This window comes from Ruegeria sp. CE8 (genome assembly GCF_056537465.1).
The window spans coordinates 1-25,962 of record NZ_JBQFRP010000006.1 but is presented as its reverse complement, the minus strand read 5'-3'; the positions used below and the strand labels follow the sequence as shown (position 1 = coordinate 25,962).

23 protein-coding genes are annotated in these 25,962 nt (G+C 56.2%); 12 read left to right on the top strand and 11 right to left on the bottom strand.

From position 1 onward, the window contains the following. Positions 1–54: 54 nt before the first annotated feature. The 6 genes from ACR0AA_RS11545 (at position 55) to ACR0AA_RS11520 (ending at position 6,713) form a co-directional block, all read left to right on the top strand. Positions 55–981 carry a histone deacetylase family protein gene (locus tag ACR0AA_RS11545; protein ID WP_480756107.1) on the top strand — a complete coding sequence of 309 codons (927 nt, stop codon included), beginning with the start codon at positions 55–57 and terminating at the stop codon, positions 979–981. Next, positions 978–1,220, top strand: coding sequence for an exodeoxyribonuclease VII small subunit (locus tag ACR0AA_RS11540; protein ID WP_058272726.1), 243 nt, complete (start codon positions 978–980; stop codon positions 1,218–1,220). The genes ACR0AA_RS11545 and ACR0AA_RS11540 overlap by 4 nt, the downstream gene beginning before the upstream one ends. Further along, entirely contained in the window at positions 1,221–2,087 is an 867-nt protein-coding gene (locus ACR0AA_RS11535) for a polyprenyl synthetase family protein (protein ID WP_480664869.1), read from the top strand. A gap of 14 nt (positions 2,088–2,101) precedes the next feature. Further along, positions 2,102–4,030: a 1-deoxy-D-xylulose-5-phosphate synthase gene (gene dxs, locus ACR0AA_RS11530; protein ID WP_480664868.1), complete on the top strand. Its 1,929-nt coding sequence runs from the start codon at positions 2,102–2,104 to the stop codon at positions 4,028–4,030. 167 nt (positions 4,031–4,197) lie between these two features. Next, positions 4,198–4,632 carry a hypothetical protein gene (locus ACR0AA_RS11525; RefSeq protein ID WP_480664867.1) on the top strand — a complete coding sequence of 145 codons (435 nt, stop codon included), beginning with the start codon at positions 4,198–4,200 and terminating at the stop codon, positions 4,630–4,632. A 269-nt stretch (positions 4,633–4,901) separates the two neighbouring features. Then, positions 4,902–6,713 (top strand): BCCT family transporter, encoded by a 1,812-nt coding sequence (locus ACR0AA_RS11520; protein WP_480756106.1) that lies wholly within the window; start codon positions 4,902–4,904, stop codon positions 6,711–6,713. Between the two features lie 36 nt (positions 6,714–6,749). Here ACR0AA_RS11520 and ACR0AA_RS11515 read toward each other — a convergent pair whose 3' ends face one another. Then, a complete protein-coding gene (locus ACR0AA_RS11515; protein ID WP_480664865.1) occupies positions 6,750–7,352 on the bottom strand; it encodes a TetR/AcrR family transcriptional regulator in 603 nt (200 codons plus the stop codon). Positions 7,353–7,524: 172 nt separating this feature from the next. Here ACR0AA_RS11515 and ACR0AA_RS11510 point away from each other — a divergent pair, with 172 nt between their 5' ends. Then, on the top strand, positions 7,525–8,919 hold the full coding sequence (locus ACR0AA_RS11510) for an aminotransferase (protein WP_480664864.1): 1,395 nt from the start codon (positions 7,525–7,527) through the stop codon (positions 8,917–8,919). A gap of 64 nt (positions 8,920–8,983) precedes the next feature. Here ACR0AA_RS11510 and ACR0AA_RS11505 read toward each other — a convergent pair whose 3' ends face one another. From ACR0AA_RS11505 to ACR0AA_RS11475, 7 genes are all read right to left on the bottom strand, one after another. Beyond that, the gene (locus tag ACR0AA_RS11505) at positions 8,984–10,552 is read right to left on the bottom strand and encodes a trimethylamine methyltransferase family protein (RefSeq protein WP_480664863.1); all 1,569 of its coding nucleotides are present in this window, start codon (positions 10,550–10,552) and stop codon (positions 8,984–8,986) included. A gap of 25 nt (positions 10,553–10,577) precedes the next feature. Then, positions 10,578–11,777, bottom strand: coding sequence for an aromatic ring-hydroxylating oxygenase subunit alpha (locus ACR0AA_RS11500; RefSeq protein ID WP_480664862.1), 1,200 nt, complete (start codon positions 11,775–11,777; stop codon positions 10,578–10,580). An 8-nt stretch (positions 11,778–11,785) separates the two neighbouring features. Next, positions 11,786–13,852, bottom strand: a complete 2,067-nt coding sequence (locus tag ACR0AA_RS11495; RefSeq protein ID WP_480756105.1) for an oxidoreductase — start codon at positions 13,850–13,852, stop codon at positions 11,786–11,788. A gap of 93 nt (positions 13,853–13,945) precedes the next feature. Next, positions 13,946–15,001, bottom strand: a complete 1,056-nt coding sequence (locus ACR0AA_RS11490; protein ID WP_480664860.1) for an extracellular solute-binding protein — start codon at positions 14,999–15,001, stop codon at positions 13,946–13,948. Beyond that, positions 14,998–16,113: an ABC transporter ATP-binding protein gene (locus ACR0AA_RS11485; RefSeq protein WP_480756104.1), complete on the bottom strand. Its 1,116-nt coding sequence runs from the start codon at positions 16,111–16,113 to the stop codon at positions 14,998–15,000. Before ACR0AA_RS11485 ends, ACR0AA_RS11490 begins: the two co-directional genes overlap by 4 nt. Before the next feature lie 20 nt (positions 16,114–16,133). Beyond that, complete coding sequence (locus ACR0AA_RS11480) at positions 16,134–16,928, bottom strand: ABC transporter permease (protein ID WP_480664858.1); 795 nt, start codon at positions 16,926–16,928, stop codon at positions 16,134–16,136. Continuing rightward, positions 16,925–17,788, bottom strand: coding sequence for an ABC transporter permease (locus tag ACR0AA_RS11475; protein ID WP_480664857.1), 864 nt, complete (start codon positions 17,786–17,788; stop codon positions 16,925–16,927). Before ACR0AA_RS11475 ends, ACR0AA_RS11480 begins: the two co-directional genes overlap by 4 nt. Before the next feature lie 190 nt (positions 17,789–17,978). Between ACR0AA_RS11475 and ACR0AA_RS11470 the strand changes: the two genes are divergently transcribed. Continuing rightward, positions 17,979–18,638 (top strand): TetR family transcriptional regulator C-terminal domain-containing protein, encoded by a 660-nt coding sequence (locus ACR0AA_RS11470; RefSeq protein ID WP_480664856.1) that lies wholly within the window; start codon positions 17,979–17,981, stop codon positions 18,636–18,638. 136 nt (positions 18,639–18,774) lie between these two features. On the opposite strand, the gene ACR0AA_RS11465 is transcribed toward ACR0AA_RS11470, so the two are convergent. Further along, on the bottom strand, positions 18,775–19,668 hold the full coding sequence (locus tag ACR0AA_RS11465; RefSeq protein WP_480664855.1) for a LysR family transcriptional regulator: 894 nt from the start codon (positions 19,666–19,668) through the stop codon (positions 18,775–18,777). A gap of 104 nt (positions 19,669–19,772) precedes the next feature. On the opposite strand from ACR0AA_RS11465, the gene ACR0AA_RS11460 reads away from it, so the two are divergent. Both ACR0AA_RS11460 and ACR0AA_RS11455 read left to right on the top strand, forming a co-directional pair. Continuing rightward, positions 19,773–20,063 (top strand): putative quinol monooxygenase, encoded by a 291-nt coding sequence (locus tag ACR0AA_RS11460; protein WP_480664854.1) that lies wholly within the window; start codon positions 19,773–19,775, stop codon positions 20,061–20,063. Between the two features lie 81 nt (positions 20,064–20,144). Beyond that, positions 20,145–21,158: a zinc-binding alcohol dehydrogenase family protein gene (locus tag ACR0AA_RS11455; protein WP_480664853.1), complete on the top strand. Its 1,014-nt coding sequence runs from the start codon at positions 20,145–20,147 to the stop codon at positions 21,156–21,158. A gap of 292 nt (positions 21,159–21,450) precedes the next feature. Here ACR0AA_RS11455 and ACR0AA_RS11450 read toward each other — a convergent pair whose 3' ends face one another. Then, positions 21,451–21,909: an Lrp/AsnC ligand binding domain-containing protein gene (locus ACR0AA_RS11450; RefSeq protein WP_170758992.1), complete on the bottom strand. Its 459-nt coding sequence runs from the start codon at positions 21,907–21,909 to the stop codon at positions 21,451–21,453. A gap of 114 nt (positions 21,910–22,023) precedes the next feature. On the opposite strand from ACR0AA_RS11450, the gene ACR0AA_RS11445 reads away from it, so the two are divergent. Both ACR0AA_RS11445 and ACR0AA_RS11440 read left to right on the top strand, forming a co-directional pair. Further along, positions 22,024–23,226, top strand: a complete 1,203-nt coding sequence (locus ACR0AA_RS11445) for a methionine gamma-lyase (protein ID WP_480756103.1) — start codon at positions 22,024–22,026, stop codon at positions 23,224–23,226. A 10-nt stretch (positions 23,227–23,236) separates the two neighbouring features. Then, complete coding sequence (locus tag ACR0AA_RS11440) at positions 23,237–25,627, top strand: 1-deoxy-D-xylulose-5-phosphate synthase N-terminal domain-containing protein (protein ID WP_480756102.1); 2,391 nt, start codon at positions 23,237–23,239, stop codon at positions 25,625–25,627. Positions 25,628–25,783: 156 nt separating this feature from the next. Here the strand turns inward: ACR0AA_RS11440 and ACR0AA_RS11435 are convergent. Next, on the bottom strand, positions 25,784–25,962 hold a 179-nt coding region (locus ACR0AA_RS11435; protein ID WP_480756172.1), incomplete at its 5' end, for a transposase.

Sequence of the window (25,962 nt, the reverse complement as noted above, 5' to 3'; positions counted from 1 at the left end):
GCGTTTTCGCGCTTTCGGCGAAGGTATTTTTAGCAAGATGAACTGGGGATCACGATGAAGACCGCCCTTTTGACCCACGCCGATTGCCTTGGCCACGTGACGCCTGACGGACACCCCGAACGGGTAGCGCGGTTGGAACACATCCTTCACGCGCTGGAAGGGCTGGACATTGCCCGTATAACGGCCCCTTTGGCCGCAGATGACGATCTGCTGCGCGTCCACCCCGAAAGCCACATCCGGGATATCCGTGACAACCGGCCGTCGGACGGTTTTACGCAGATTGACGGTGACACGTTCATGTCGCCGGGTTCGGTCGATGCGGCTTATCGCTCCGCCGGAGCAGTTGTGCGCGCGGTGGATATGGTTTTGGGCGGCGAGGCCCCGAACGCCTTTTGCGCCATTCGCCCACCTGGGCACCATGCCGAAACGGAAACAGCAATGGGGTTCTGCCTGTTCGGCAATGCGGCGCTGGCCGCCAAACACGCGCTGGATCATCACGGCTTGAACCGCGTGGCCGTCGTGGATTTCGACGTGCACCACGGAAATGGCACGCAGGATTTGCTGTGGGACGAAGCCCGCGCTCTGGTGGTTACCAGCCAGCAGATGCCGCTATGGCCCGGATCGGGTCGTCCGGATGAGACCGGTGCTTATGACACCGTTTTGAACATCCCGCTTACCCCCGGTTCGGGCGGGGCCGAGATGCGCGCCGCATATGAGGCGCAGGCCTTCCCGCGCCTACGCGCGTTCAAGCCGGAACTGATCATCATCTCGGCAGGCTTTGACGCGCATCAGGACGATCCGCTGGCCAATCTGAACTGGTCCACAGGCGATTTTGCTTGGATCACCGCCGAGCTGTGCAAAATCGCCGACGAGCTGTGTGAAGGCCGTATCGTCTCGACTTTGGAAGGTGGGTATGATCTGAACGCACTTGCCGAGGCCACTCGCGCCCATGTGGAAGAACTGATGAAGGCAGCCCGATGACCGATACTCCAGTTGATCAGATGACATTCGAACAAGCGATGAAAGAGCTTGAGGCCGTTGTCGGCCAGTTGGAGCGTGGTGACGTGGCTCTGGATCAGTCCATTGCCCTGTATGAGCGCGGTGCCGCGTTGAAGAAACGCTGCGAAGACGAACTGAAGCGGGCCGAGGAAAAAGTGGCGGCGATCACTTTGGACGCTAATGGACAGCCAACCGGGACGACCCCTGTCGAAGGTCAGTAAATGTTCAAGGAAGTTCTGGCGCAGGACGCCGCGCGGATTCAGGCTCAGTTCGATCTGGTCCTGAGCGCGCTGGACGATCTGGATGTGACCCAGGCGATGGCCTATGCCACCGAAGGCGGCAAGCGGTTGCGCGGCTTTCTGGTGCTGGAAAGCGCCCGGATGCATGGCGTCGACGCCGCGCAAGCGATCTGGCCTGCAACAGGGATCGAAGCCTTGCATGCCTATTCGCTGGTTCATGACGACCTGCCCTGCATGGATGACGACGATCTGCGACGCGGACGCCCGACGGTGCATGTGAAGTGGGATGACGGCACTGCAGTTCTGGCCGGTGATGCCCTGCAGACACTGGCATTTGAACTGTGCACCCGACCAGAAGTTGGAAATGCCGACGTTCGCGCCGATTTGGCTCTAACACTGGCCAAAGCCGGCGGAGCACAGGGGATGGTATTGGGCCAGGCGCTGGACATTGCGGCCGAGACGGCACCTGATCCACTGACGCTTGAGCAGATCACCAAGCTGCAGGCCGGCAAAACCGGCGCGCTGATCGAATGGTCAGCCTGCGCAGGGGCCCGTCTGGCGCAGGCCGACCCTGAACCCTTGCGCCAATATGCCCAAGCGCTTGGACTTGCTTTTCAAATCGCTGATGACATTTTGGATGTTGAAGGTGATGCCGAGAAGGCCGGTAAACGACTGCAAAAGGATGCCGAGGCCGGCAAGGCCACGTTTGTTTCGCTTTTGGGTCTGAACGCCGCAAAATCCCGCGCCGCTGATCTGGTGGATCAGGCCTGTGCGGCGCTGGATGGATACGGTTCCGGGGCTGAAACCTTGAAGGACGCGGCTCGCTTCGTTATTGCCCGGGACAGCTAAGCCAGGAACGCCAAATGTCTGACCGCCCGAACACACCCCTGCTGGACCTTGTGAGCCGCCCTGCGGACCTCAAGCAGTTTTCGGACGCGCAATTGCATCAGGTGGCACAGGAATTGCGGTCAGAGACGATCTCGGCCGTGTCTGTCACTGGCGGGCATCTGGGCGCAGGTCTGGGTGTGGTCGAACTGACCACTGCGCTGCATGCGGTATTCGACACGCCACGCGACAAGATCATCTGGGACGTTGGCCATCAGTGCTATCCGCACAAAATCCTGACCGAGCGGCGGGATCGCATCCGCACCCTGCGGATGAAAGAAGGGCTAAGCGGCTTCACCAAGCGCAGCGAAAGCCCCTATGACCCGTTTGGCGCGGCGCATAGCTCGACCTCGATCAGCGCTGCGTTGGGGTTTGCGGTCGCGCGCGATCTGGGTGGCGTCACGCCCGAAGGATTGGGCGATGCGATTGCTGTAATCGGCGACGGTTCGATGTCCGCCGGTATGGCCTTTGAGGCGATGAACAACGCCGGCCACCTCAAAAAGCGCCTGATCGTCATCCTGAACGACAACGAAATGAGCATTGCTCCGCCGGTTGGCGCGTTGTCCAGCTATCTGTCCCGGCTTTACACCGAGGCACCGTTCCACGATCTGAAAGCCGCTGCCAAGGGCGCGGTTTCATTGCTACCGGAGCCCTTCCGCGAGGGGGCCAAGCGCGCCAAGGAAATGCTCAAGGGCATGGCGATGGGCGGGACGTTCTTTGAAGAGCTTGGGTTCTCTTACATTGGGCCTATCGACGGCCACGACATGGATCAGCTGCTGCCGGTTCTGCGCACGGTCAAGGCGCGGGCGACCGGACCCATCCTGATCCATGTGCTGACGAAGAAGGGCAAAGGCTACGGACCCGCCGAGCAGGCCCGCGACAAGGGCCATGCTACGGCGAAGTTCGACGTTGTTACCGGTGAGCAAAAGAAGGCACCGTCAAATGCGCCCTCTTACACCTCGGTCTTTGGTAAAACACTGGTCGAAGAAGCCGCGCGGGATGACAAGATTGTTGCCGTGACGGCCGCCATGCCGGACGGAACCGGGCTGAACCTGTTTGCCGACCGCTATCCATCTCGCTGTTTTGACGTGGCGATTGCCGAGCAGCACGGTGTGACCTTCGCCGCGGCTCTGGCAGCCGGTGGGATGAAACCTTTCTGTGCGATGTATTCCACCTTCCTGCAGCGTGGCTACGATCAGGTCGTACATGACGTGGCCATTCAACGCCTGCCGGTGCGGTTCGCCATCGACCGCGCGGGTCTGGTTGGCGCAGACGGCGCGACCCATGCGGGATCGTTTGACATCGCCTATCTGGCCAACCTTCCGGGCATGGTCGTCATGGCCGCTGCGGACGAAGCCGAACTGGTGCACATGGTGGCCACAGCCGCCGCGCATAACGACGGCCCGATTGCCTTCCGCTATCCACGAGGCGAGGGCGTCGGCGTCGACCTGCCCGAGCGCGGTGAGGTTCTGGAGATCGGCAAAGGACGGGTCATCCAGAAAGGCGCACGCGTCGCGCTGCTGTCCTTTGGAACACGGCTGGCCGAAGTTCAGAAAGCGGCCGAAGCTCTGTCTGCGCGGGGCATCACCCCCACCATCGCGGACGCCCGTTTTGCCAAACCGCTGGATCGCGACCTGATTTTGGACCTAGCGGCCAACCACGAAGCCCTGATCACGATCGAAGAAGGCGCAGTTGGTGGATTCGGCAGCCATGTTGCCCAACTGTTGGCGGATGAAGGCGTGTTTGATCACGGGCTGAAGTACCGCTCGATGGTGCTGCCTGACACGTTTATCGATCAGGCCAGCCCGGCCGATATGTATGCGGTCGCAGGCCTGAATGCCGAGCAGATCGAAGCCAAAGTGCTATCCGTTCTGGGTGTCGCAACAATCGGCGAGAAGCGAGCTTAAGAGGCCTGTTCAGAGCGCGCAATCGGGCTGCGCGCTTTTCCTATCCGCCGGGTGAGGTTTTGTTCCCACAGGTTTTTTGCTCGTCTCTGGCGTATCTTTCTGTGTCTCAATTTTTCTGTTAAATGGCCTGAAAACCAAAAAACTCCACCCTTTGAGCAGGCGGGCGGATGAGAGGCACTATAGCAGCGTTGGCAGCGCTCTTCCTGATGAGTGTGCCGGCGGCATCGAAAGAGATACAGGTTGTCGATGATCCCGGCGGTCGCATTGTGGACCGCATGGTGCAGATTGAAATTGCCAACAAGACCAACGCGCAGTTCCAAATCATCGGAGAGTATTGCCATTCCAGCTGCACCATGTTGCTGGGCGCGGATGATGTCTGCATCTCACCCGAAACAATGTTTGGCTTCCATGGCCCCCACCGTTTCAAACGGGCCAAAATGACGGTCGATGAATTCGACAGACAAAGCGCGTCTCTTTCCCAGTACTACCCTCATCCGATACGAAGCTGGTTTATGTCCAAAGCGAGATTTGTGGGACCGGATGAGCTTTTGTTTGTTTCCGGAGAGCACCTGATAGGGCTCGGCATAAAGGAATGCGCTTAGGGCTCTGTGCTCTCAGGTTGTGACAGACACATAGGCAGAATTTCGACGCCTTTGAGGCAGCCAAACTCCACTTGTTTCGGGCAACATCCAACCGCCAAACATTCAGAAACTTATTTGGTTCATCCGGCGTATCAAAGGCAGTGCAGTGGAAAAATGTTGCAGTTCATGTCTATTCTTTGGATGCTAAAAGCATCGTAAACGTCCTCGCGAATGCTGACGACTGGCGGCGAGGCGCGCAAGGCAGTCTATCTTTGTAAGACCGGGATAATATGGCGCTTGAGGATCCCTTCACAGACCTCAAAATAAAAACTCAGCGGACTGGGTTTTACAAAGGATACAATCTGCCGATTGCGGTGGTGAGCAAATTTTCGGTTTCCCTGCTGATCCTCTGGGCACTGGTGTGGCCTCTATCTGCGAACGATACACTGCGATCTTGGAAGTCAGGGTTGTTGGCCGAGTTCAATACCTTCTACAACCTTTCCGTTGGATTGTTTGTAATCTTCCTGTTTCTTATCGCGCTCATTCCTTCAACCGGACGAATGCGGCTGGGCGCAGAAGATGAGAAACCCGAATTTTCGAACTTCTCCTGGTTTTCAATGATGTTTGGAGCGGGGCTTGGCGTGGGTCTCATGGTCTATGCAACCGCTGAACCACTTGGCCTTTGGGAAACCAATCCATTGACCGTTTCCGGGGAAGTCACACCCAAGAGCGAGGAGGCGGTTGAAGGAGCTTATCGCTATACGTTTTTGCACACTGGCTTTCACGCCTGGGCAATATACGTCGTCACCGGTCTGAGCCTTGCCTATTACGCATTTACCAGAGGCATGCCGCTTACGATACGCACTGCGCTGACCCCGTTACTGGGCGAATACTCAAACGGTGTTGCAGGTCATGCAATCGATATACTCGGGGTCGTGGCGACGATACTCGGCGTGGCGGTAACAATCGGATATGGCGTTTCTCAATTGGTGGATGGTGCGTTTCTGATTACCGGTGCGAATTGGCTTGTGGAGAATGCGACAACCACAAAGAAACCGTCGACCACCGGCCTGATTTCGGCGTTAGTAGTTGTCATGTTGATGTCGACACTTTCTGCAGTCTCTGGCGTTGGGCGCGGTGTCAAATACTTGTCCAATATTAATCTTCTATTTTCACTGGTTTTGCTGGCAGTTTTCATTGTTTATGGCTCATTCGCTTTTGCGTCGACGACCTATGCTACGGCGCTGGTTGACTACATAAAAAACTTCATCCCCCTTAGTTTCCAAACATTTCGCACGATTTCCGAAGTCGAGTTTGCATCAGTTTTACCGGCTGAGGCGGCCCCCTACGTCGGAGAGCTCTTCACAGGTGCAACTGATCCTTGGGGAACAAAAGCAGCCTTTCTTGAAGGTTTGAGTAACGATACCGCCGGCCTTCCCGATGCAACCAAGACCGCAGCTTACGACGCGGGCACACGAGGCAGGTTGTTCGGATGGCAGGCCGGGTGGACTACATTCTATTGGGCATGGTGGATCGCGTTTTCACCCTTTGTCGGCCTTTTTCTAGCGCGTATCTCCAGAGGGCGAACCGTACGCGAGTTTATTCTTGGAGCGGTCATTGCCCCGTCCCTCGTTTGTTTCGCCTGGATGGCCATTCTGGGCGGGGCCGCCATTGATTTGGAATTGAATGGAGATGCCAATGGATCGATCCTTGCCGCATCAACAACGGCAACACTGTTCGTCACCTTAGGGGAAATGATATCGGGTGACTTGCTCACGGTAGTGAGCGTCATGTGTGTTCTGTTAACTATGACATTCCTTGTTACATCCGCCGACTCTGGCATCCTTGTGATGAACACGATCATGTCCGGAGGGTCTGAAGTGACCGGTTTGCTTCATCGCATCATCTGGGGCGTTCTTCTGACTCTTGTCATTGGAACTTTGCTTATCGCGGGCGGCGGCGGGTTAGAGGCTTTGACCAATTCCATGATAATCGGCGCACTGCCGTTCAGTGTCGTCTTGCTGCTCATGTGCATCTCTCTGGCCAAAGCAATGATAAACGACCTGCGCCGATTGAACCGCGAAACCCGAACTGGTTTGTGATTAACCGTTGTCCGCTCCCGATCTTTTCAGTCGCGGTCACATGTGAAACGACTGTGTCACAAAGTGCTTCGGAAACATTGACTGCAGGACAAACAGGCAGATCTTCAATGCATCTTCGGATTTGAAGGTATCCGAATGCAAATGGAAGTCGGTCCAGAGCCCTTCCAGCAAAGCAATCAATGCATCTGTTGCAAGTTTGGTGTCTACATCCTCGTAATCACCGTCGCTCTTTATTTGTTCTAACAGCTTCAGAATTACCGCCCGGAATCGATTGTCTCGAGAGTCGATGAAGGGAAATATGTGTGGGTTCGAGAGTGCTTCGGCCCTAAAAGAAAACCATATCGCAACGTCTCTCGCATTAAGGACCAAGGGGTCGAAATCTGCTTCTACGATGGAAATCAACTTTTCTGCAGGGCTTAACTCTGGATCGTTTGAGATTGCCTTCCACTGCCCGGCATAGCGGGCTGAGAGTTCCTCAGCCACCGCAAGCAACAGCATCTCTTTGGAACCAAAGTGCAGGTTCACCATCCCTCTCGACAATCCCGACAACTCTTGAATTCTTGCCGTGGTTGTTCCGCGTATTCCGAATATATGGATAGCTTCTGCAGCCGCGTGGATCAGCTGATTTCGGTTCTGCAACCTGCTGAGCTCCCGGGCGTTGGTCGGAGTATCGGGCTCGAGAGTAATTTTGCTTGTCCTTCGCTGGGGTGCTCTATCTTGATCTTCTCGCATTTTAAAGAGCGGGGGTTCAAGGATTGACTTTGAATGAATGATTGTTCATTTTGTGATATGTGTTACATCACGGTGCCCTATGACCCTTTCGAACTCCGACTTTCAATCCATACGCAATTGGGACAACGAGAACTTTCTGCACCCGTGGGAGGGCATGGCATATCTGGGTCAAAATGACCGAACCTTTGCCGAAAGCGGTCTTGGTATCCACGTCGTGACAGAGGACGGAAAGCGCCTGATAGACGGGCCTGCCGGCATGTGGTGCGTTCAACTGGGCTATGGAAACACCGAGATTGCCGACGCAATGGCCCGGCAGGCGAAAGAAATGGCGTATTTTTCGCCCTTCAATAATGCCAACTCGGCCCCGGCCCGGTTGGCACATGAGATTGCCAAGAGAACCCCGGGTGACCTGAACCATGTGTTTTTTACAACCGGTGGGTCGACAGCGGTGGACAGCGCGCTTCGCTTCGTCCAATTCCGAAACAACCTGCTGGGGAATCCCGAAAAGAAGATCGTGATCTCGCGGCAGAAGGCCTATCACGGATCGACGTACCTGGCCGCCTCGGTATCTGGAAAGGAACGTGACAAGGGGTGGTTGGATCAGGCAAGTCACCTGACGCGTTTCCTGCCGAATGTGAATCCGCATACGCGTCGCTGCGATCAGACTGTCGACGACTTTCTGGACGAAAAAATAGCGGATCTGGAAAACATGATCCTGCAGACCGGAGCAGACAAGGTCGCTGCCTTCATCGCTGAACCTATACTGTGCTCAGGTGGTGTCATTGTGCCTCCGCAGGGTTATCATCAACGCTGTTTGGAAATCTGCCGGAAATACGATGTCCTGTATATTTCAGACGAGGTCGTAACCGGATTTGGGCGGCTAGGACATTGGTTTGCGTCCGAAGACGTCTTTGGAATTCAGCCTGACATAATCACTTGCGCCAAAGGCATGACGTCCGGGTATATACCTATGGGGGCCTGTATCATCTCTGATCGACTGATTGCAGATGTGAGCGGAAACAACGGGCGGAACGCTACTTTTTCAAACGGCTTCACGTATTCAGGCCATCCTGTGAGCGCAGCGGCAGGTTTGAAAACAATCGAAATCATGGAGCGCGACGGCATTCTGGAACATGTCCGCGCGATCACGCCCTTGTTCGAAGAGCGTCTTCAGGCTCTGGCAGACTTGCCGCTGGTCGGCGATGCCCGAGGCATGGGCCTCGTTGGCTGCGTTGAGTGCGTTGCGGACGCCGAGGCTGAGAACCTATTGGACCTGGATAAATCCGTTGGCGCATTGATTGACCTGCATTGTCAGGAGAACGGGCTGATCCTGCGGCCCATCATCAATATGTGCGTGTTTTCGCCGCCTCTGATTATCACGGAAGGTGAGTTGAACCAGATGTTTGACATCCTTGAAAAAGGCATCCGGCTGGCGACCGACGACCTTGCGCGCCAGGGCGCGTTTAGATCTTAGGTACAACCTCGGCGCGGCTTCGCAACTTTTTACGTTACGAAGCCTGCCCTACGCTCCGCGGCGCTTACCCAGCGCGCATTGCCTCGGGGGGCAATTTGATCGGGAATCTGGACCGAACCTCTTCGTCCACCTTGCTGCCAAAGTAGTTCGGGTAGTGATTGGACAGAATGTCATCCACAACGGATCGGCTCCGTTCGAACATGTCCTGACGACCGGCTTTCTCCCAGGTGTCGGTCAACTCTCGGTCCATCAGTGTCGGGTAGACATACTCGGTTTCCATGTACTGCAAGGTTTGAGGATTCCCGAGGAAATGTCCGGGGTCGATAGCACATTCATGGATGACGTCGACCGAAAGCGTGTCGTCGCTCACCTCAATACCCCGGAGCGTTCGCGAGATCATGCCCGCAGCCTCGTTGTCGATGACCATTGACTCAAAGCTACAGCCCATCAGGCTGCCAAGCATTCCACCAAACTCGCAGAGCCGGTTAGCTCCGGCATGGGCCGCCAACGCAAAGGTCAGCGCCTTTTCCAAACCATATTGCGCGTCGGGTATCTTGGAATCCGTCATACCACATCCGACGCTGGTCGGCAGATTGTAGAAATTGCCCATCTGGATGGCCGCAGCCGAAATCAACGCCTGTTCGCCGCTGCCGCCCGTGAACGAGCCGGTACGCAGGTCGGTGATAAATGGCCAAGCCGCAAAGACCACCGGGGTTCCCGGATTGATCAAATTGGCAATGGCGACACATGACAGGGTCTCGGCCACCGCCTGCGCCAACGTACCGGCCAACGGCGCAGGAGAGGTAGCCCCGGCTTGCGGCGGAACAGCCAGATCGCAGACAAGGCCCATCCTCGCTGTATCAATCAGGATTTCCAGATTTTCTCGCCCGAAACGGAGCGGTGAAACGACAGGGCAGCCACCGAAGATGACCGAGGGTTTCTCGAGGAATTTACCCTCACCGCCCGACGCCAAATCGAACAGATGGATCGCGTCTTTAATGTGCTCGCGCGTGCGGAACGTCAGACAGGATGGTTTCTCGCTACCCGCCAGAATGGCGTAGAGCATGCTCATGTCATGCTCGTAATCCTGCGGGACATCCGTTGCCAGAACCGTGTCGCCGGTCATGTGAATGTTGTCGAGCCGGTCTACCAGACGTGTGAAATCGTAGATGTCTTTTAGTGTTGACGGTCGGTAACTGCGCGTTTGCGCGTCGAACGTGGTCACTGCCGTACCGGAATTTGCGTAGTACACTTTGTCCTTGGTGCAATGCATGTCGTCCTTGCCGGCTCGTGAACCGCGTGCGTGGACATAGAATTCGCTGGCCGCCTTGGCCAACAGATCTTCCATTAACGCCCGAGGAAAGCACAGCCTGCCGTGCTCGTTCACCGTCGCCCCCTTGGGCAACACGAGATCAAGAACTTCTTGCGTGGGGTCCCCTACCCCAGTCCGTTCCAGAATGTTGAGCGCGGCTTCGTGAATGCGCACCATATCGGCGTCTGACAGTGGCTTATACCGACCACCCGGGATACCGGGCCAGATTGCCTGCGAGGCGGCGTTGCTGGTTCGTACTGCTGCACGTGCTTCACGCCCGCCCCCGCGCCGCCTTGATCTGCGCTGCGTAAATTCTGTCATGTTTAATCTCCGAATACTGAGCGTGTCAGATCATGCTGAAGTAGTTGCGATAGAAGCCTGGAATACTCCATTCCATCTCGGACAGCGGTCCAGGGACGAAATGGTGGGAATTCACGCCTTCCTGATTGTGACGGATGATCCGCTCATCATCGAGCGACGTGACATGCCAGAGCCATGTCAGGGCGTCCTTATCGTAGTCTCGACCCTCTCTGGCGTCGCCGCGCACGTACCAGACGATCTGAATATCCGTGTCCTGTAGGGCACGCGGCACGAACCGATACCCAACCACATGATCTGCGTAGACGAGGAAGTAGTTCAGCGTCCCGATCCCCAGATCAGTAGCGCCACCGTCATGGCCCTTTAGCTCACCCAAAGGTGGCGCAAGTGGCGCACCATCCTTGCTGCCTGTCAGATACCCCGGGAACAGCGGGTAACGCCGCCAATAGACATCCGCACCTGGCGCGACCGCATTTTCTCCGGTCAGGTCCAGCTCCTCAGCAGGTACTCCAACCTCTTCCATCCGCTCATGAAGTGCCCCGCTAAACTCCAGAACCTGGGCGGGGTCTTTCAGGGAATGGCTGCGCGAATAATCCTGATGGGACGGCGCGCAGTGATAGCATTCCAAGTAATTCTCAAGGGCCAGCTTCCAGTTCGCTGGAACCGGGTATGACGCCTCATGCGCGACCTTCAGGTTTTCAAAATCGAAAGGCTTTGAAAGTGGGCCCAGCCTTTCCAAGGCAGCATCCAGCGGCGGAGCATCTTCTGCGGCGCAGACAAATATCAGACCCTGAAAAATCTTCACCTGCACCGGGAACAACCCGTACTGGCCTGGATCAAAGTCCTGCCCCATCGATCGCCCGTTTCGTAGCTTGCCGTTCAGGTCAAAAGTCCATGCATGATAAGGGCATATGAAGTTGCGCGCCTTGCCTTTCTGTTCAATGCAAACCCGCGATCCACGGTGGCGGCATACGTTCAGATGCGCTCGCACCTCGCCCTCACGATCCCGAACAACAATGATGGACTCGGTCCCATAGTCGAACAAGAAATAGTCACCGGGTTCAGCGATCTGGCTGACATGGCCGACCCAGATCCAGTTGCGGTTCCAGAACGTGCTGATATCGTTTTCGTAAACCGCCTGAGACGTATAGAAGTGACGCGGCAAGGCGAACCCTTTCCGCTGTGCTTCCATCAAATCGCGCATTACTTGCAAGTCATCTTTTGGCATAGCGCACCTCATACAGATTCAAGGGAAACGACTTCCCGGCGGAAGAATTCACGGTCGATGTCTTCCGCGTTACGTTCGAAATTTCGGGCAGCCATGTGGCCCGCATATACAGCGTCCGCGATCAAGCCTGGGTTTGCGGCATCTCCGATCAATTCCAACGTATTCAGCGGACTTGCAGTCAAACCGCAAAGCTCGTCGTAAAGGGTGGTTTCTCGCATTCGCTGCGTCACCAGCACGACGGAGCCGCATTCAATGAAATTCTCTCGTCCCGTGTAGACGCACTGCAAGGTCGCCTGACCGGACGCGATATTGACCAAGGTCTGCGACAGGTTCAGATGAACGCCTTTTTCCAACAGACTTCGTTGCACTTTGGTCTGCTCCAACGTCAATTCGGTAAACGGCGAAACCATTGAGGCCGGCGTCACAAAGACGACCTCTCGACCGGACTGAGCCAAATGATCCGCCAAAACTCCTCCGAGATAAGCTTGGTCATCATCGTAGACCATGATCGGACCGTCCCCAGGCATTGTGCCCGACATAATGTTGTCCGGAGTCAATACTTGAGAGCTTGGATCTATCGAAACGCCCTGAAACGCGGATTTTCCGCGACCATCTCGCCGCCATGTCGTGCCGGTGGCCAGAAAGACATTTGGAATGCCCAACTCGACCACCTCGCTTGTTGACAAATGGCTGTCGGTGAACAGTTGGACATTCCCTCGTTGCTGAAGGTCATAAATCCTGTGATCTGTCACACGCCTCCAGGCGGATAGACCGGTCAGGCTGGATTCCTGCAACACACGTCCACCAAGCTCTTGCTTGGCTTCGGCCAACGTCACCTCATAGCCACGACGCGCCAATTGCATGGCGCATTCAAGTCCGGCTGGTCCACTGCCGACAACAAGCGCGGCTTCTTCATTCGCGCGGCTTTCTATGATCTCAGGATGCCATTTCCTCCGCCACTCTTCGCCCATCGTCGGGTTTTGGGTACAGCGGATTGGAACGCCCAACGTATCGGATGAAACACAGATATTGCAGCCGATGCATTCGCGGATTTCTTCGATGCGACCTTCCTTGATTTTGTTCGGAAGAAATGGATCAGCAATGGATGGTCGCGCCGCGCCTATAAAATCAAGAATGCCTTGCTTGACCAGTGACACCATCAAATCCGGAGAAGTCAGGCGCCCGACGCCCACGACTGGCTTGGAAGTCACCTGTTTGACGAATTCGATATATGAGGTTTGAAAGCCGTCTTGTGGCTCAAAGCGGGTCGTTGCAGAGTCGTTGCTCCAATCCGCCACGTTTACATCCCAAAGGTCCGGAAGCTCGGCCAGCAATTCGACTACAGCACGACCTTCTTCCTGCGCCTGCATCCCGTCTGACCCGAGCATTTCATCGACCGCAAACCGAAGGGCGATGGCACAATCATCCCCGACCTCTCCTTTGGTTTCCTCCAGAAGCTCACGAGTCAGGCGCACCCGGTTCTCTAACGAGCCGCCGTATTCATCTGTACGGTCATTGAACTGCGGCAGCAGAAAATGATGCGGCAAAGTCATGTGATGGCCGGCATAGACATAAACAATATTGAAGCCCGCTTCGCGCGAGCGCCGGGCCGCCGCACGGTGCCATTTTCGGAACTCACGAATGTCCGACTTGTCCATTGCCCGAGCCTGTTTGGGATACGCGGTTTGCAGGGCGAGTTCCGACGGGGCCAACAACGGGGCGCGGCTCAGGTGGTTCTGCGCATGGTGGCCGTTATGCGCCAGCTGGATTGCAGCCAGCGACCCTTTTTCATGAACTGAGTTGGTTATCAGACGCAGTGCAGGAATATCCCGATCGTCCCAAATCCGGTTCTCCGAATAGGGAGACAGGTCCGAAGTTGGATGAATCTCGGCCTCCTGGGTAGACACCACGGCCCAACCGCCCTCGGCCTTCATCGCCCGCATGGCGGCTTCGGCTTGAGGTCGCAAATGCCCCAATCCGTTGCAGTGGGGCACCTGATAGAACCGGTTTCGAGCCGTCACTGGCCCGATCTGAACCGGTTCGAAGAGAACAGAGTATCCGTCAGCGCCTGACATTGCCGCGCTTCCTCCAAAAATATCGGAAATAGTTTCGTGGGAACGGAGGGGTTTCTTAGTCCCTCCACACCCGGCTGTGTTGTTCAGGTGCGCCTAGAAGCCAGCCTTGATGCGCTCAAACTCCTTCAACATTTTAGCTTCCAGCTCAGGGTTAACAGCGTCAAAAAACAGGCTGCCCTCAAAGAAGCTGTCCACATCCGAGAACCCGTAAGTTTCAATCAACTCCGGATCTGCCTGTGCAAATGCCTCTTCGTTGGCGTGGGCGTATCCCCAGCTTTCAATGATGTATTTGCCGCTTGCCGCGGAGCTGAGCGCGTTCAGCATGTCATAGACCTGCTCATCCGATTGTTTGGCGGATTTCAGATGCACGTAACCGCAGACCCAAGTTGCGATGCCTTTGTCCACATCCCGCATCATGACGGCCGGGGTCTCGTTCCAGATCAGGTTCAGTTCCGATTGGTTCCAGCCCCAGCCCAGTGTCACCTCGCCGCTGGCAATTGCCTGGTCCAGCTGGCCAGCGTCAGACCAGTAAAAGCGCACATTTGGATGAATCGCCCGCAGGTAGTCCGCCGCTTTCTGGAATTCCTCGTCGCTCATATCGGTATAGCTGGAGGCACCAGTGGCCAATGCGGCCATAGCGAACGCGCTGGACGCAGCGTCCGGAACGGCGACCTTGCCCTGATAAGCAGGATCCGCAAGCAGTTGTAGCGAAACATCGTCTGCCGAAATCATATCGGTTCGATAGATAAGGCCAGTGTTGCCCCATTCGAACGGCACCATGTAGGTCTGCCCGTCGATCGTGATGCCATCGACCTCTTTGATCTGGGGCATCAGCTTGTCCCAGTACTCCAGCTTGCTGGTGTCGATCGGCTTGATCATGTCTGCCGCCACCCATTTTCTCAGGGCGTCTGTGCAGGGGTGGGCCAGATCAGCCTCAAACCCGGATTGAAGCTTGGTAAACGCCTCTTCCACGCTGCCGAAATAAGTATAGCTGGGTGCCCCGCCGTACTTTTCGACATAGTCGCCGTAAAACCCCTGATCCTCATATCCGGACCAGTCGAAGACAGTCAGATCAGCCGCGTCTGCCAGAGCCTGGCCGGCGGCAAAGGTAGCAACGACTGCTGCTGTAAGTGATGCTGTTTTAATCATTTCTCTCCTCCCAAAGATTCACGTTTGCCCAAGTCGATCACCGAGGCGCTTTGAACGCCAAGCCAGACGGTATCGCCCCGGCTGTGATCAACTGTGTGAAAGTAGTTAGGCACTGCGACGGCGATGCTATCTTTCAGGCCATCGACGCGCACATAATAGTGGACGCTCTCACCATAGAAGGCGACGTCCGACACCTCGCCCTGAACAAGAGCGTCGTAACCATCCGGTTTTTCGGCGCTGATCTCCAATTGCTCAGGCCGAACGCCGACAAGAAGTTCCTTGTCATGCACCTGAACATTGGGGTTCACCCCGATTTTCATCTGCCCAAAGCCCTGAACATTGACTTCCAGCACTTCAGAACTCTCTGTTGTCACCTCGGCATCCAGAAAGTTCATTCCACCGATGAAAGACGCCACTTCCCGGTTACACGGTTGGGAATACAGGACCTCTGGCTTATCCACCTGCTTGAGCCGCCCCGCAAACATGACGCCGATGCGGTCAGACATGGTCATCGCCTCGTACTGGTCGTGCGTGACCATGACGAAAGTAATTCCAAGCTTCTGCTGAAGACGGCGCATTTCCAATTGCATCGCTTCGCGCAAATTTTTGTCCAATGCGGATAGAGGCTCATCGAGCAACAACACTTTAGGCCGCATGACCAGCGCTCGGGCGAGCGCTACACGTTGCCTCTGACCTCCCGACAGCTCATTGGCTTTACGGTCCTGCAAGCCGCCAAGCTCAACCATCTCAAGCGCCTCGGCAACGCGCTCCTTGATTTCCTTGCGCGATAGCTTTGTCTTGCGCAAACCGAACCCAACATTGTCGCCGACATTGAGATGCGGAAAGATCGCATAGCTTTGGAACACCATATTAGTGGGACGCTTGTTGGCAGGCACCTCTCCCATCGTACGACCATCGATCCGGATCTCGCCTTCTTCGTGATCTTGAAAACCCGCAATAATGCGCAACGCTGTTGTCTTACCGCAGCCCGAAGGCCCAAGCAGCGAAAAGAACTCACCCTCTTTCAAGGTCAGGTTCAGATCAGACACAGCAACAAAGGAACCAAAGCGTTTTTCGACGCCCTGAATTTCGATGATGTTCTGTTCGCTCATCTTACTCGTTTCCTTTGGCTTCAATCGGAGGATTGGATGGAACGGCGGCGGAAGTATTCGGCAATCAACAGCAGCAGGACCGAAGACAGCAAAAGCAACGACCCAAGCGCCAGTGTGTTGGGCAATTTTGCCGGGAAGCGGATCTGGCTCCAGATATAGACCGGCAATGTCGGGCTGTTCCCGGACAGGAAGAAGGCCAGGACAAACTCGTCAAACGACACGGTGAACGTGACCAGAAGGCTGGCGATGATCCCCGGCGCAACGATTGGTAGTGTGACACGCCTAAATGTTCCCACAACGCTTTCGCCGAGGTCAAAGGCGGCCTCTTCCAACGACTGGTCGAAATCGTCAAAGGCGGATTTCATGATCGATACGGCAAAGGGCAAAGCCACAAAGACATGGCCCAGGATCACCGTCGTCAGCGATGGCTTCAGCCCGACGCTGATGAACAGTACCAGCATCGAACTGGCGACAATGATACCGGGCACGACCAGCGGGAGCATGACCAGACCTTCGGAGAATTCCCGACCCTTGAAACGGTACCGGACATAGGCGCGGGCGGCGAACAGGCCCAGAGACGTCGCCATCAAGGCAGTCACGCTGCCGACGATCAGCGAATTGACCATCGCCTGCAGCAACGTGTCTTGCTGACCCAACTGCGCGTACCACTTCAACGTGAACCCCTTTAGCGGGAAAGCCACGATGGTTCCGTCATTGAATGAAAACAGCGGCAACAGCAGAACTGGCAGGTACAGAAACACCAGATAGGCGATCGCGTAAACAAGCAACCATGGGATACGAAACGCCTTGGTCATCTGATCCTCCGCCCCAGTGCGGTGACGACCACCACAAACAGGATTGCGACGCAGCCGACCGAAAGCATGGCAAGCAGAGACAGGGTTGCACCCAATGGCCAATTATTGGCCGCGCCAAACTGAACCTGGATCAAATTGGCCACCATTTTCCCCTGCGATCCGCCGACCAGGGCTGGCGTGACATAGTCGCCAACCGTGGGGATGAAGATAATCAAGCAAGCGGCGATGATCCCTGGCACCGTCAGGGGCAAAGTTACGCGCACAAACCGTTCCAACTTGCTGCAACCAAGGTCGGTTGCCGCCTCTAACAGGCTGCGGTCGATCTTTTGCAGCGACACATAAATCGGCAGGATCGCAAACGGCGCCCAGGCATGTGCAAGTGTAAGGACAACGGCGAATTCATTGTAGAGCAGGAATGTAAGCGGCTCCTGTATCAGCCCCAGCGAAATCAATGCTGAGTTCATCACCCCATTGAAGCCAAGGATCAATTTCCAGCTGAACACCCGCAGCAGGTAGCTGCTCCAAAAGGGAATGGTGATCAGCAATAGCCAGAGGGTTTTCTTCTGTGTCCGAAATGCGATGAAATAGGCGATCGGATAGGCAAGACAGACCGTCGCTAGTGTCACCGCTCCCGCAATCGCAACGGAACGGATCATCAGGTGTCGGACCAATGGGTCAGTGAACGCCTCTTGGTAATTCGCCCATGTCAGCGTGCGGTCAATCTCGACATAGGTCTGGGTCCAAAAGCTATAGGCGACAAGAATGCAAAGAGGCACAGCCACAAGCAGGCCGACGTAGAGCGTCGCAGGCGCGCTCAGTGCCAGGCCCTTGCCCGTTTCACTTCGTAGTACTCCGGCCATGCTTCCCTGCTTAACTGTACTTTCGGTGGCGCGACAATTTCGATCACAAAATGGACAATCGTCCATTTAAATCTGGAATTTTTGGACTAGCTGTGTCAACTGATAAATTCGCATCTGGAGATGGCCAATTTCACACTGGCCACTAGAAGACACCGCAAGAGACTGAAAACAAACAGAGCCGCCTAATCCTATGACTGGAAGACGCCAAGAAATACGCGAACGAAATCGCCTTTCCCTGATCGAGGCAGTACTCGACTCGGTTGCAGAAAAAGGGATTTCCGAGACCTCAGTCAGCGAAATCATTCAACGCGCCGAGCTGTCCCGTGGCATGATTCACCTTCATTTTGGCGGCAAGGACAACCTGGTTGACGAAGCCGCCCGCTATTCGTCCGAGCAATACTACAACGGTATCAACGCTTTGCTGGAAACGACCGGACAAACGGGTCAGGAACATATTGAGATGATTGTTAGAGGAGACTTAAGTGAAGCCATCCTCAACAAGAAGAACGTGTCAATTTGGTACGCATTTCGCGGCGAAGCCCGAAACAGAGCCGCAATCGCTGCGTTTTCAGATACCCGCGATGCTAAGCTTCGTAATCTGGTTTTCAACGCTTTCGTTCGAATAGCGAAAGAAGCCGGAACCGAACACCCTAATCAAGTTGCTAGGGACGCTACGCACGGCACACTCGCCATGTTGGAAGGCATGTGGACCGATTACCTACTCCACCCGGATTCATTTGATCGCGACGAAGCAATGAGAATTGTTTTTCGATTTCTGCGCGCAATGTTCCCTCAGCATTTTGACCTGAGCGGCGCCTTGATACATGCGCAGAATTTGCGGCAGGTTTGAGTTCACGCTTTTGCGCGCCATGAGACAAGTACATTTCGAAAAGGCACCGCCATAACAGGCAAGGCAAGCAACCGGCCCCTGGGATGGTTCGGTGTAACTGCGGCAAACATCGCAATTGTGGTCTGTTCCAGAGGGCTTAAACCGAAACTCGTGCCATGGCATTACTCAGCTCTTCGGCAAGTGCCTGTACACGCCGTGGCTGTGCACGGCCTGGGGGATACATCATCTGCAAGGGGTTCGCGGGCGAGGCATGATCTTCCAGTAAGGCGATCAACTTTCCTGCTTTCAGATCGGCGCCCACATCAAGCTCCGACTTCAGGATAATGCCATGCCCCGCCAAGGCCCAGTGGCGCACCAATGAGCCGTCATTGACGATCTTGTTTCCACGCACCGTCACGACTTGTGACGCCTTGCCAGTCCCGAAACGCCAAACATTGTCCAAGGTTCTACCAAACCGCATAACTAGGCAATTGTGATCCGCTAGGTCGGACGGCTTCCGAGGAATACCGTGCGCTTCGAGGTATGACGGACCTGCACACACAACGCGCCTGTACTCACCCAACCTTCTTGCGCGCAGAGTGCTATCGGTTACTGTTCCAAATCTGAGGGCCAGATCGAACCCTTCACCAACCATATCCACGTATCCATCTGACAAGGACAACTCGACCGAAACCGCCGGGTGCTTCTCGGTGAAACGGGCGATAACCTCGGAAATGATGCTTCGCCCAAGATCAACGGGTGCGCTGACACGGATGGGCCCCGAAATGGCCTCCGCGCCATAGCGAATGCGTGTGTCCAGATCATCCACTTCTGCCAATACGGCCTTTGCGCCTTCGATGAGGGTGCGCCCTTCATCAGTCAGGCTGAGGGAACGCGTCGTTCGATTGAACAGAACAACTCCATAGTGGTTTTCGAGTGCTGCAAGCCGCTCGGACACGGTCGTCGCCGACAGCCCAACTTCCCGGCCAGCTGCGACCATGCTGCCCTTCTCGGCAATCTTCAAAAACAAGCGGATATTGTCGATCAGCATTATACGAAATTTCCGGATTATATTTTTTCGATCTACGCGTTTATCCGGATTTATCACAGCAGTATATTCCGCTCAAGCAATCGACGCACCGAAAGGAATATTAAATGTCGAAACTGACCATCGTCGCCAACATCAAAGCCAATCCGGACCAGATCAATCTTGTGAAGGCCGAGCTTGAAAAGCTGGTTGATATCACCCGCGCCGAAGATGGCTGCATCAACTACGATCTGCATCAGGACAACGAAAACCCGGCGCATTTCATGTTTTATGAAAACTGGGAGAGCCGTGAACTGTGGCAGATCCACATGAGCGCACCGCATCTGGCGGCCTACATGGCAGCCACAGAGGGTGCCGTTGCTAAATTCACGCTGAACGAAATGAGCGTGATCGCCTAAGGCCGCTCAGGCTGCGGGCGAGGCCCTCCGCCAACAAAAAACAACGGCAAACTCCGACGCCGCACTCAAGAGGAAATGAATATGAAAGCCGTAGGTTACAACAGCGCTGGCCCGATAGACCGCTCCGATGCGCTAATTGATTTCGAAGCTGCAGACCCTGTTGCCGCTGGCCACGACCTGCTGGTCCAGGTGCAGGCGGTTTCTGTCAACCCGGTGGACACCAAGATCCGGCAGCGCCACGCTCCCGAAGGCGACACGCCCGGCATTCTGGGTTGGGATGCTGCAGGCGAGGTCGTTGCCGTTGGAGCGGACGTTACCCGCTTCAATGTGGGCGATAAGGTTTGGTATGCGGGTGCGATCAATCGCCCAGGCACGAATTCCGAATATCATCTTGTTGACGAACGCATCGTTGGGCAGGCACCAGTTTCTGTCGATACGGCGTCGGCAGCGGCTCTGCCTCTGACGACGCTGACAGCCTATGAAATGCTATTCGACCGTTTAGACGTCATCCGACCAAATTCTGGCGCGCTCAACGCCATTGTCATCATCGGTGGCGCCGGAGGTGTTGGCTCGATCGCCATTCAGCTTTTGAAGGCGCTGACCGATACGGTCGTCATCGCAACAGCTTCGCGCCCTGAAACGCGGGACTGGGTCAAAGGCTTGGGCGCCGACTATGTAGTGGACCACTCCAAACCGCTGCCCGAACAGATCGAAGCCCTTGGCATTGGGGCGCCAGCCTTTGTCTTTTCGACCAACTACTCGGAAAACTATGTCCAGCAAGTTGCCGAGTTCATTGCCCCCCAGGGTCGATTCGGCCTGATCGACGATCCCGAGAATTTTGACATCAAGCCATTCAAGCAGAAGTCGGTCTCGATCCATTGGGAGTTCATGTACACGCGGTCGTTGTTCGAGACGGGCGATATTGCGCGGCAAAGCGACATTCTGAACGAAGTCGCCGAGCTGATTGACATCGGCAAGGTCAAGTCCACGGCAACCGAGACCTACGGCACAATCAATGCTGCCAACTTGACCCGCGCCCATGCACTGCTGGAAAGTGGCAAGGCCAAGGGCAAGATCGTGCTGGAAGGCTTCTGAAATGCAGGTGCGGAGTTCGACGGCAGGCTGAAGGAAAAAGGCCTTCGATTTCGCCGCCAAAGAATGAACGAAAACGATCGCCCGCGGAGACGACGAACATGGGGACCTGCGCAAAGAACCTGAGCACTGTCTGGCATCGCCCAAGGTGGCTGTTGCACCGGATGATCCGTTATGCGACCCACCTGCGCCCCGAAGTAGACGCGATCAAAAAAGGTGTGCCTTCTACCGGAATAGATTGTGCTCACTTCCCCGGGCCAACTGCATTGAATGAATACAGACGGTACAGGGGCAGTCAGTCGATTGCCGGAAACACGTTGGTCTTCTTCACGGTAGAATAAACGAAACTGGTATCGATCGAGGCAATGCCTCCGATGGGATGGATGCGATGGCGGATGAAATCCTCATAGGCATCCAGCCCAGGCACCACCACACGCAACTGATAATCTGAAGCACCGGTCAAGACATGGCACTCAAGCACTTCATCAATCGCATGAATGCGGCTCTCGAAGCGCCGGACATCGTCTTCGTTGTGCCGTTCCAGCCGAACACGCACAAAGACCGTGATCGGCAGACCATAGGCCTTCGCGTCCACCTCGGCGCTGTAACCCCGGAGCGTGCCGCTGTCTTCGAGATTGCGCAATCGGCGAAGGCAGGGCGAAGGCGACAGGTTAACTTCAGCCGCAAGATCCTGATTGGTCATACGCCCGTTTGCCTGCAGGGCGCGGATGATCTGTCGGTCTTTAGCGTCCATTTCCCTCACTCATTGGCAGATAATGCCAAATTCATTAACCAATGCAGCATAACTTGCAATCTTTTGCCTGCCAACACATCGTATCCTGCCTCAAACACTATGAGAGAGGTTGCCATGAACTCACCCAAAGGCTTCGCCACCCGAGCCATCCACTACGCCTATGACCCCCAGCAGAACGATGGTGCACTGACGCCGCCCCTGCACCTGACATCGACCTTCGTGTTCGAGACCGCAGAGGCCGGGAGCGAGATGTTCGCTGGTGAACGCCAGGGGCATATCTATAGCCGGATTTCGAACCCGACCTGTGATCTGCTTGAAAGCCGTATTGCAACACTTGAAGGAGCCGAGGCCGGGCTTGCGCTTTCATCAGGCATGGGGGCGATCACCGCTGTGCTGTGGACCTTGTTGTCCCCTGGGGACGAGGTGATCGTGGACAAAACCCTTTATGGCTGCACCTTCGCCTTCATGCGGCATGGGCTGGAAAAATGGGGAGTGAAAATCACCCATGTGGATATGACCAACCCTGAAAACCTGCGCGCGGCGATTTCGGAGCGGACGCGAGCGATCTATTTCGAAACCCCCGCCAACCCGAATATGCGACTTGTTGACATCGCTGCCACCGCCGCGATCGCGCATGAGGCCGGGGCACAGGTGGTCGTCGACAACACCTACGCCACCCCCTTTCTGACACGGCCGATTGAGCTGGGTGCCGATCTCGTTGTGCATTCGGCCACCAAATACCTTGGTGGACATGGCGACGTGGTCGCGGGGCTGGTAGCTGGAAAAACCGAACAGATCGCCGAGATCCGACTAATAGGAATGAAAGACATGACAGGCGCTGTCATGGCACCGTTCAACGCAATGCTAATCCTGCGGGGGTTGAAAACCCTGTCGCTGCGGATGGAGCGCCATTGCGTTTCGGCCCAGGTCGTTGCCGACTACCTTCAAAATCACCCGTCGGTGCGGGCCGTGCATTTCCCCGGGTTGGAAAGCTTTGCTCAACATGCACTTGCCACGCGCCAAATGTTCAAACCCGGTGCGATGATTGCCTTCGAAGTCGACGGCGGCATGGCGGCTGGCGTTGAGTTCATGAACAATCTCAATATGATACAGCGGGCCGTTTCTCTGGGCGATGCCGAAACGCTGATCCAGCATCCGGCCTCGATGACCCATTCGACCTATACGCCCGAAGAGCGCGCCGAACACGGTATCAGTGACGGGCTGATCCGCCTGTCAGTCGGGTTGGAGGATGTCGCGGATATTATTGCCGACCTGGATCAAGCCTTGCCTCGCCCCCTGCATCACGCCGCCGAATAAGGAGAGCCTCATGCCCACGGACATCACCCACCTGAAGACCATCGAGCAACGCCTTTTGTGGCTTTCACATTGGATGATCCACCACGCCAATCACGTGCGCCCAAAGGTGGACAGTATCAAGGTCGGTGGGCACCAGGCTTCGTCGGCCTCGATGGTGTCGATAATGACGGCGCTCTACTTCTCGGCGCTGAAGCCTGAGGACCGCGTGGCCGTCAAGCCTCATGCATCACCGGTATTTCACGCAATGCAATACCTGATGGGCAACCAGACACGCGAGAAGATGGAGAACTTCCGGGGCTTTGGCGGGGTGCAGTCCTATCCCAGTCGGACCAAGGATACAGACGATGTGGACTTCTCGACCGGCTCGGTCGGACTGGGCGTTGCGATCACCTCTTTCGCCTCGATCATCCAAGATTACATCAATGCCAAGAGCTGGGGAAGCGATGCCCCGATGGGGCGCATGGTTGCGTTGGTGGGCGATGCCGAACTGGATGAGGGCAACATCTATGAGGCCCTGCAGGAAGGCTGGAAGAACGACCTGCGTAACACGTGGTGGATCATCGATTACAACCGGCAGTCGCTGGACGGGATCGTGCGCGAGGGGCTGTTTGCACGGATCGAGAAGATTTTCGATGCCTTCGGATGGGACGTGGTGCGGGTGAAGCATGGGGCATTGCAGCGCGCGGCCTTTGAGGAGCCGGGCGGCGACAAATTGCGCGACTGGATCGACGCCTGTCCCAACCAGGAATATTCGGCGCTGACGTTTATGGGCGGAGCAGTCTGGCGCAAGCGGTTAATGGATGATCTTGGAGACCAGGGCGATGTCTCTGCCCTGATCGACAGGCACAGCGACGACGAACTGGCTGCCCTGATGGAAAACCTCGGCGGTAACTGCGTCCAGACCATGGCGGAAACCTTTGATGCCATCGATCACGACCGCCCCACCTGCTTCCTAGCCTATACGGTGAAAGGCTGGGGTACGCCCATTGCTGGCCACAAGGACAATCACGGGGGGCTGATGAACAACACGCAGTTCGCCGCCTGGCAAAAGCACATGGGTGTAGCGACGGGTGACGAGTGGGAGCCTCTGGCCACGGTCGAAAACCCCTCCGCACTGCGTGACTTCCTGACCAAGGTTCCCTTTTTTGCCAAAGGCATCCGGCGGTATCACGATGACAAGCTTGCCGTGCCCGCCATCGAAATTGATACCTCCCGTGAGACCTCGACCCAGATGGCCTTTGGCAAGATCCTCGACGAACTCTCGAAGGGGAACAGTGATTTGGCTGCCCGGATCGTCACCACGTCCCCGGATGTAACGGGGACCACCAACCTTGGACCTTGGGTGAACCGGCGCAAGCTTTTCGCCCGGTCCGAACAGGCAGATGCTTTTATCGAACATCGCATCCCGTCGACCGCCAAATGGGAATTCACGCCGGAAGGACAGCATATCGAGTTGGGTATCGCCGAGATGAATCTGATGCTGCTTCTGGGCGCCGCAGGCCTGTCACATTCGATCTTCGGTAAGCGGCTAATCCCCATCGGCACCGTCTATGATCCCTTCGTGGCGCGCGGCCTCGATGCGCTGAACTACGCTTGCTACCAAGATGCCCGGTTCATCTTGGTGGGCACCCCCTCTGGCGTCACGCTGGCCCCGGAAGGCGGAGCGCACCAATCGGTCGGCTCGCCTCTGATCGGGATGAGCCAGGACGGGCTTGCCTCGTTCGAGCCTGCCTATGCAGATGAGCTTGCGGTGATCATGAAATGGGCCTTCGACTATCTTCAGCGCGATGGAGAGGGCGATCCCTGTGAGCGCACATGGTTACGAGACGAAACAGGAGGCTCGGTGTATCTGCGCCTGACCACCAACCCGATCGAGCAACCCGGCAAGCGCCATGACGACGCGTTCAAACAAGGGGCCATCGACGGGGCCTATTGGTTGCGCGAACCCGGACCAAACTGCGAGATCGTGATCGCCTATCAAGGCGCCGTCGCCCCCGAGGCGATCAAGGCGGCCGGGATGATCGGAGAGGGGCGCAAGGACGTCGGAGTGCTGGCCGTGACCTCAGCCGATCGACTCAACGCAGGCTGGACCGCAGCCCAACGTGCCCGGTCTCGCGGGAATAAGTCCGCGCAGTCCCACATCGAGACCCTGATGGGGGACCTTCCGCCCCACTGCAAAGTCATCACGGTCATCGATGGTCACCCGGCGACGCTGTCCTGGCTTGGCTCTGTTGCTGGCCATCAGACCATCCCGATGGGTGTCGAACATTTCGGTCAAACCGGCACGATCGGTGACCTCTACCGCCATCACGGCATTGACGCCGATGCCATCGTCGAAAAGGTAAACGGATTGACGGTAGGGAAGCATGTGTGCCGCGCCAACTTGGTGCCCTCGGTCTAAAACTAACGTCGCACCAAAGCCGTCATTCGACGCTGGTGCGGCGAATGGCGGCTGCCCGACCTTCCGTGAGGTAACCTCTCACTCACAGCACGAATTTAGCGACCGCAGCGAATGTCCGGAATGTGGCGCTCGCCACGCAGGCGCTAGGGTCAGGACTCATAGCCAATAGATGACGAGAGCTGCGAGGGCGATTGCTGAGAGGAAGACCTTCGGGTACCTGTCGCACCGGGTTGCCACGCGGCGCCAATCCTTGAGCCTGCCAAACATGATCTCGATCCGGTTGCGGCGTTTGTATCGGCGCTTGTCGTGCTTCACCGTTGTCTTGCGCTGCTTCC

Excerpts from the sequence above, each read along its gene's own strand:
- ACR0AA_RS11475 (WP_480664857.1), bottom strand. The coding sequence starts at position 17,788 with ATGGCCGGAGTACTACGAAGTGAAACGGGCAAGGGCCTGGCACTGAGC.
- ACR0AA_RS11540 (WP_058272726.1), top strand. The coding sequence starts at position 978 with ATGACCGATACTCCAGTTGATCAGATGACATTCGAACAAGCGATGAAA.
- ACR0AA_RS11490 (WP_480664860.1), bottom strand. The coding sequence starts at position 15,001 with ATGATTAAAACAGCATCACTTACAGCAGCAGTCGTTGCTACCTTTGCC.
- ACR0AA_RS11480 (WP_480664858.1), bottom strand. The coding sequence starts at position 16,928 with ATGACCAAGGCGTTTCGTATCCCATGGTTGCTTGTTTACGCGATCGCC.
- ACR0AA_RS11510 (WP_480664864.1), top strand. The coding sequence starts at position 7,525 with ATGACCCTTTCGAACTCCGACTTTCAATCCATACGCAATTGGGACAAC.
- ACR0AA_RS11470 (WP_480664856.1), top strand. The coding sequence starts at position 17,979 with ATGACTGGAAGACGCCAAGAAATACGCGAACGAAATCGCCTTTCCCTG.
- ACR0AA_RS11465 (WP_480664855.1), bottom strand. The coding sequence starts at position 19,668 with ATGCTGATCGACAATATCCGCTTGTTTTTGAAGATTGCCGAGAAGGGC.
- dxs (WP_480664868.1), top strand. The coding sequence starts at position 2,102 with ATGTCTGACCGCCCGAACACACCCCTGCTGGACCTTGTGAGCCGCCCT.
- ACR0AA_RS11455 (WP_480664853.1), top strand. The coding sequence starts at position 20,145 with ATGAAAGCCGTAGGTTACAACAGCGCTGGCCCGATAGACCGCTCCGAT.
- ACR0AA_RS11445 (WP_480756103.1), top strand. The coding sequence starts at position 22,024 with ATGAACTCACCCAAAGGCTTCGCCACCCGAGCCATCCACTACGCCTAT.
- ACR0AA_RS11450 (WP_170758992.1), bottom strand. The coding sequence starts at position 21,909 with ATGGACGCTAAAGACCGACAGATCATCCGCGCCCTGCAGGCAAACGGG.
- ACR0AA_RS11440 (WP_480756102.1), top strand. The coding sequence starts at position 23,237 with ATGCCCACGGACATCACCCACCTGAAGACCATCGAGCAACGCCTTTTG.
- ACR0AA_RS11545 (WP_480756107.1), top strand. The coding sequence starts at position 55 with ATGAAGACCGCCCTTTTGACCCACGCCGATTGCCTTGGCCACGTGACG.
- ACR0AA_RS11460 (WP_480664854.1), top strand. The coding sequence starts at position 19,773 with ATGTCGAAACTGACCATCGTCGCCAACATCAAAGCCAATCCGGACCAG.
- ACR0AA_RS11495 (WP_480756105.1), bottom strand. The coding sequence starts at position 13,852 with ATGTCAGGCGCTGACGGATACTCTGTTCTCTTCGAACCGGTTCAGATC.
- ACR0AA_RS11535 (WP_480664869.1), top strand. The coding sequence starts at position 1,221 with ATGTTCAAGGAAGTTCTGGCGCAGGACGCCGCGCGGATTCAGGCTCAG.
- ACR0AA_RS11485 (WP_480756104.1), bottom strand. The coding sequence starts at position 16,113 with ATGAGCGAACAGAACATCATCGAAATTCAGGGCGTCGAAAAACGCTTT.
- ACR0AA_RS11505 (WP_480664863.1), bottom strand. The coding sequence starts at position 10,552 with ATGACAGAATTTACGCAGCGCAGATCAAGGCGGCGCGGGGGCGGGCGT.
- ACR0AA_RS11520 (WP_480756106.1), top strand. The coding sequence starts at position 4,902 with ATGGCGCTTGAGGATCCCTTCACAGACCTCAAAATAAAAACTCAGCGG.
- ACR0AA_RS11525 (WP_480664867.1), top strand. The coding sequence starts at position 4,198 with ATGAGAGGCACTATAGCAGCGTTGGCAGCGCTCTTCCTGATGAGTGTG.
- ACR0AA_RS11500 (WP_480664862.1), bottom strand. The coding sequence starts at position 11,777 with ATGCCAAAAGATGACTTGCAAGTAATGCGCGATTTGATGGAAGCACAG.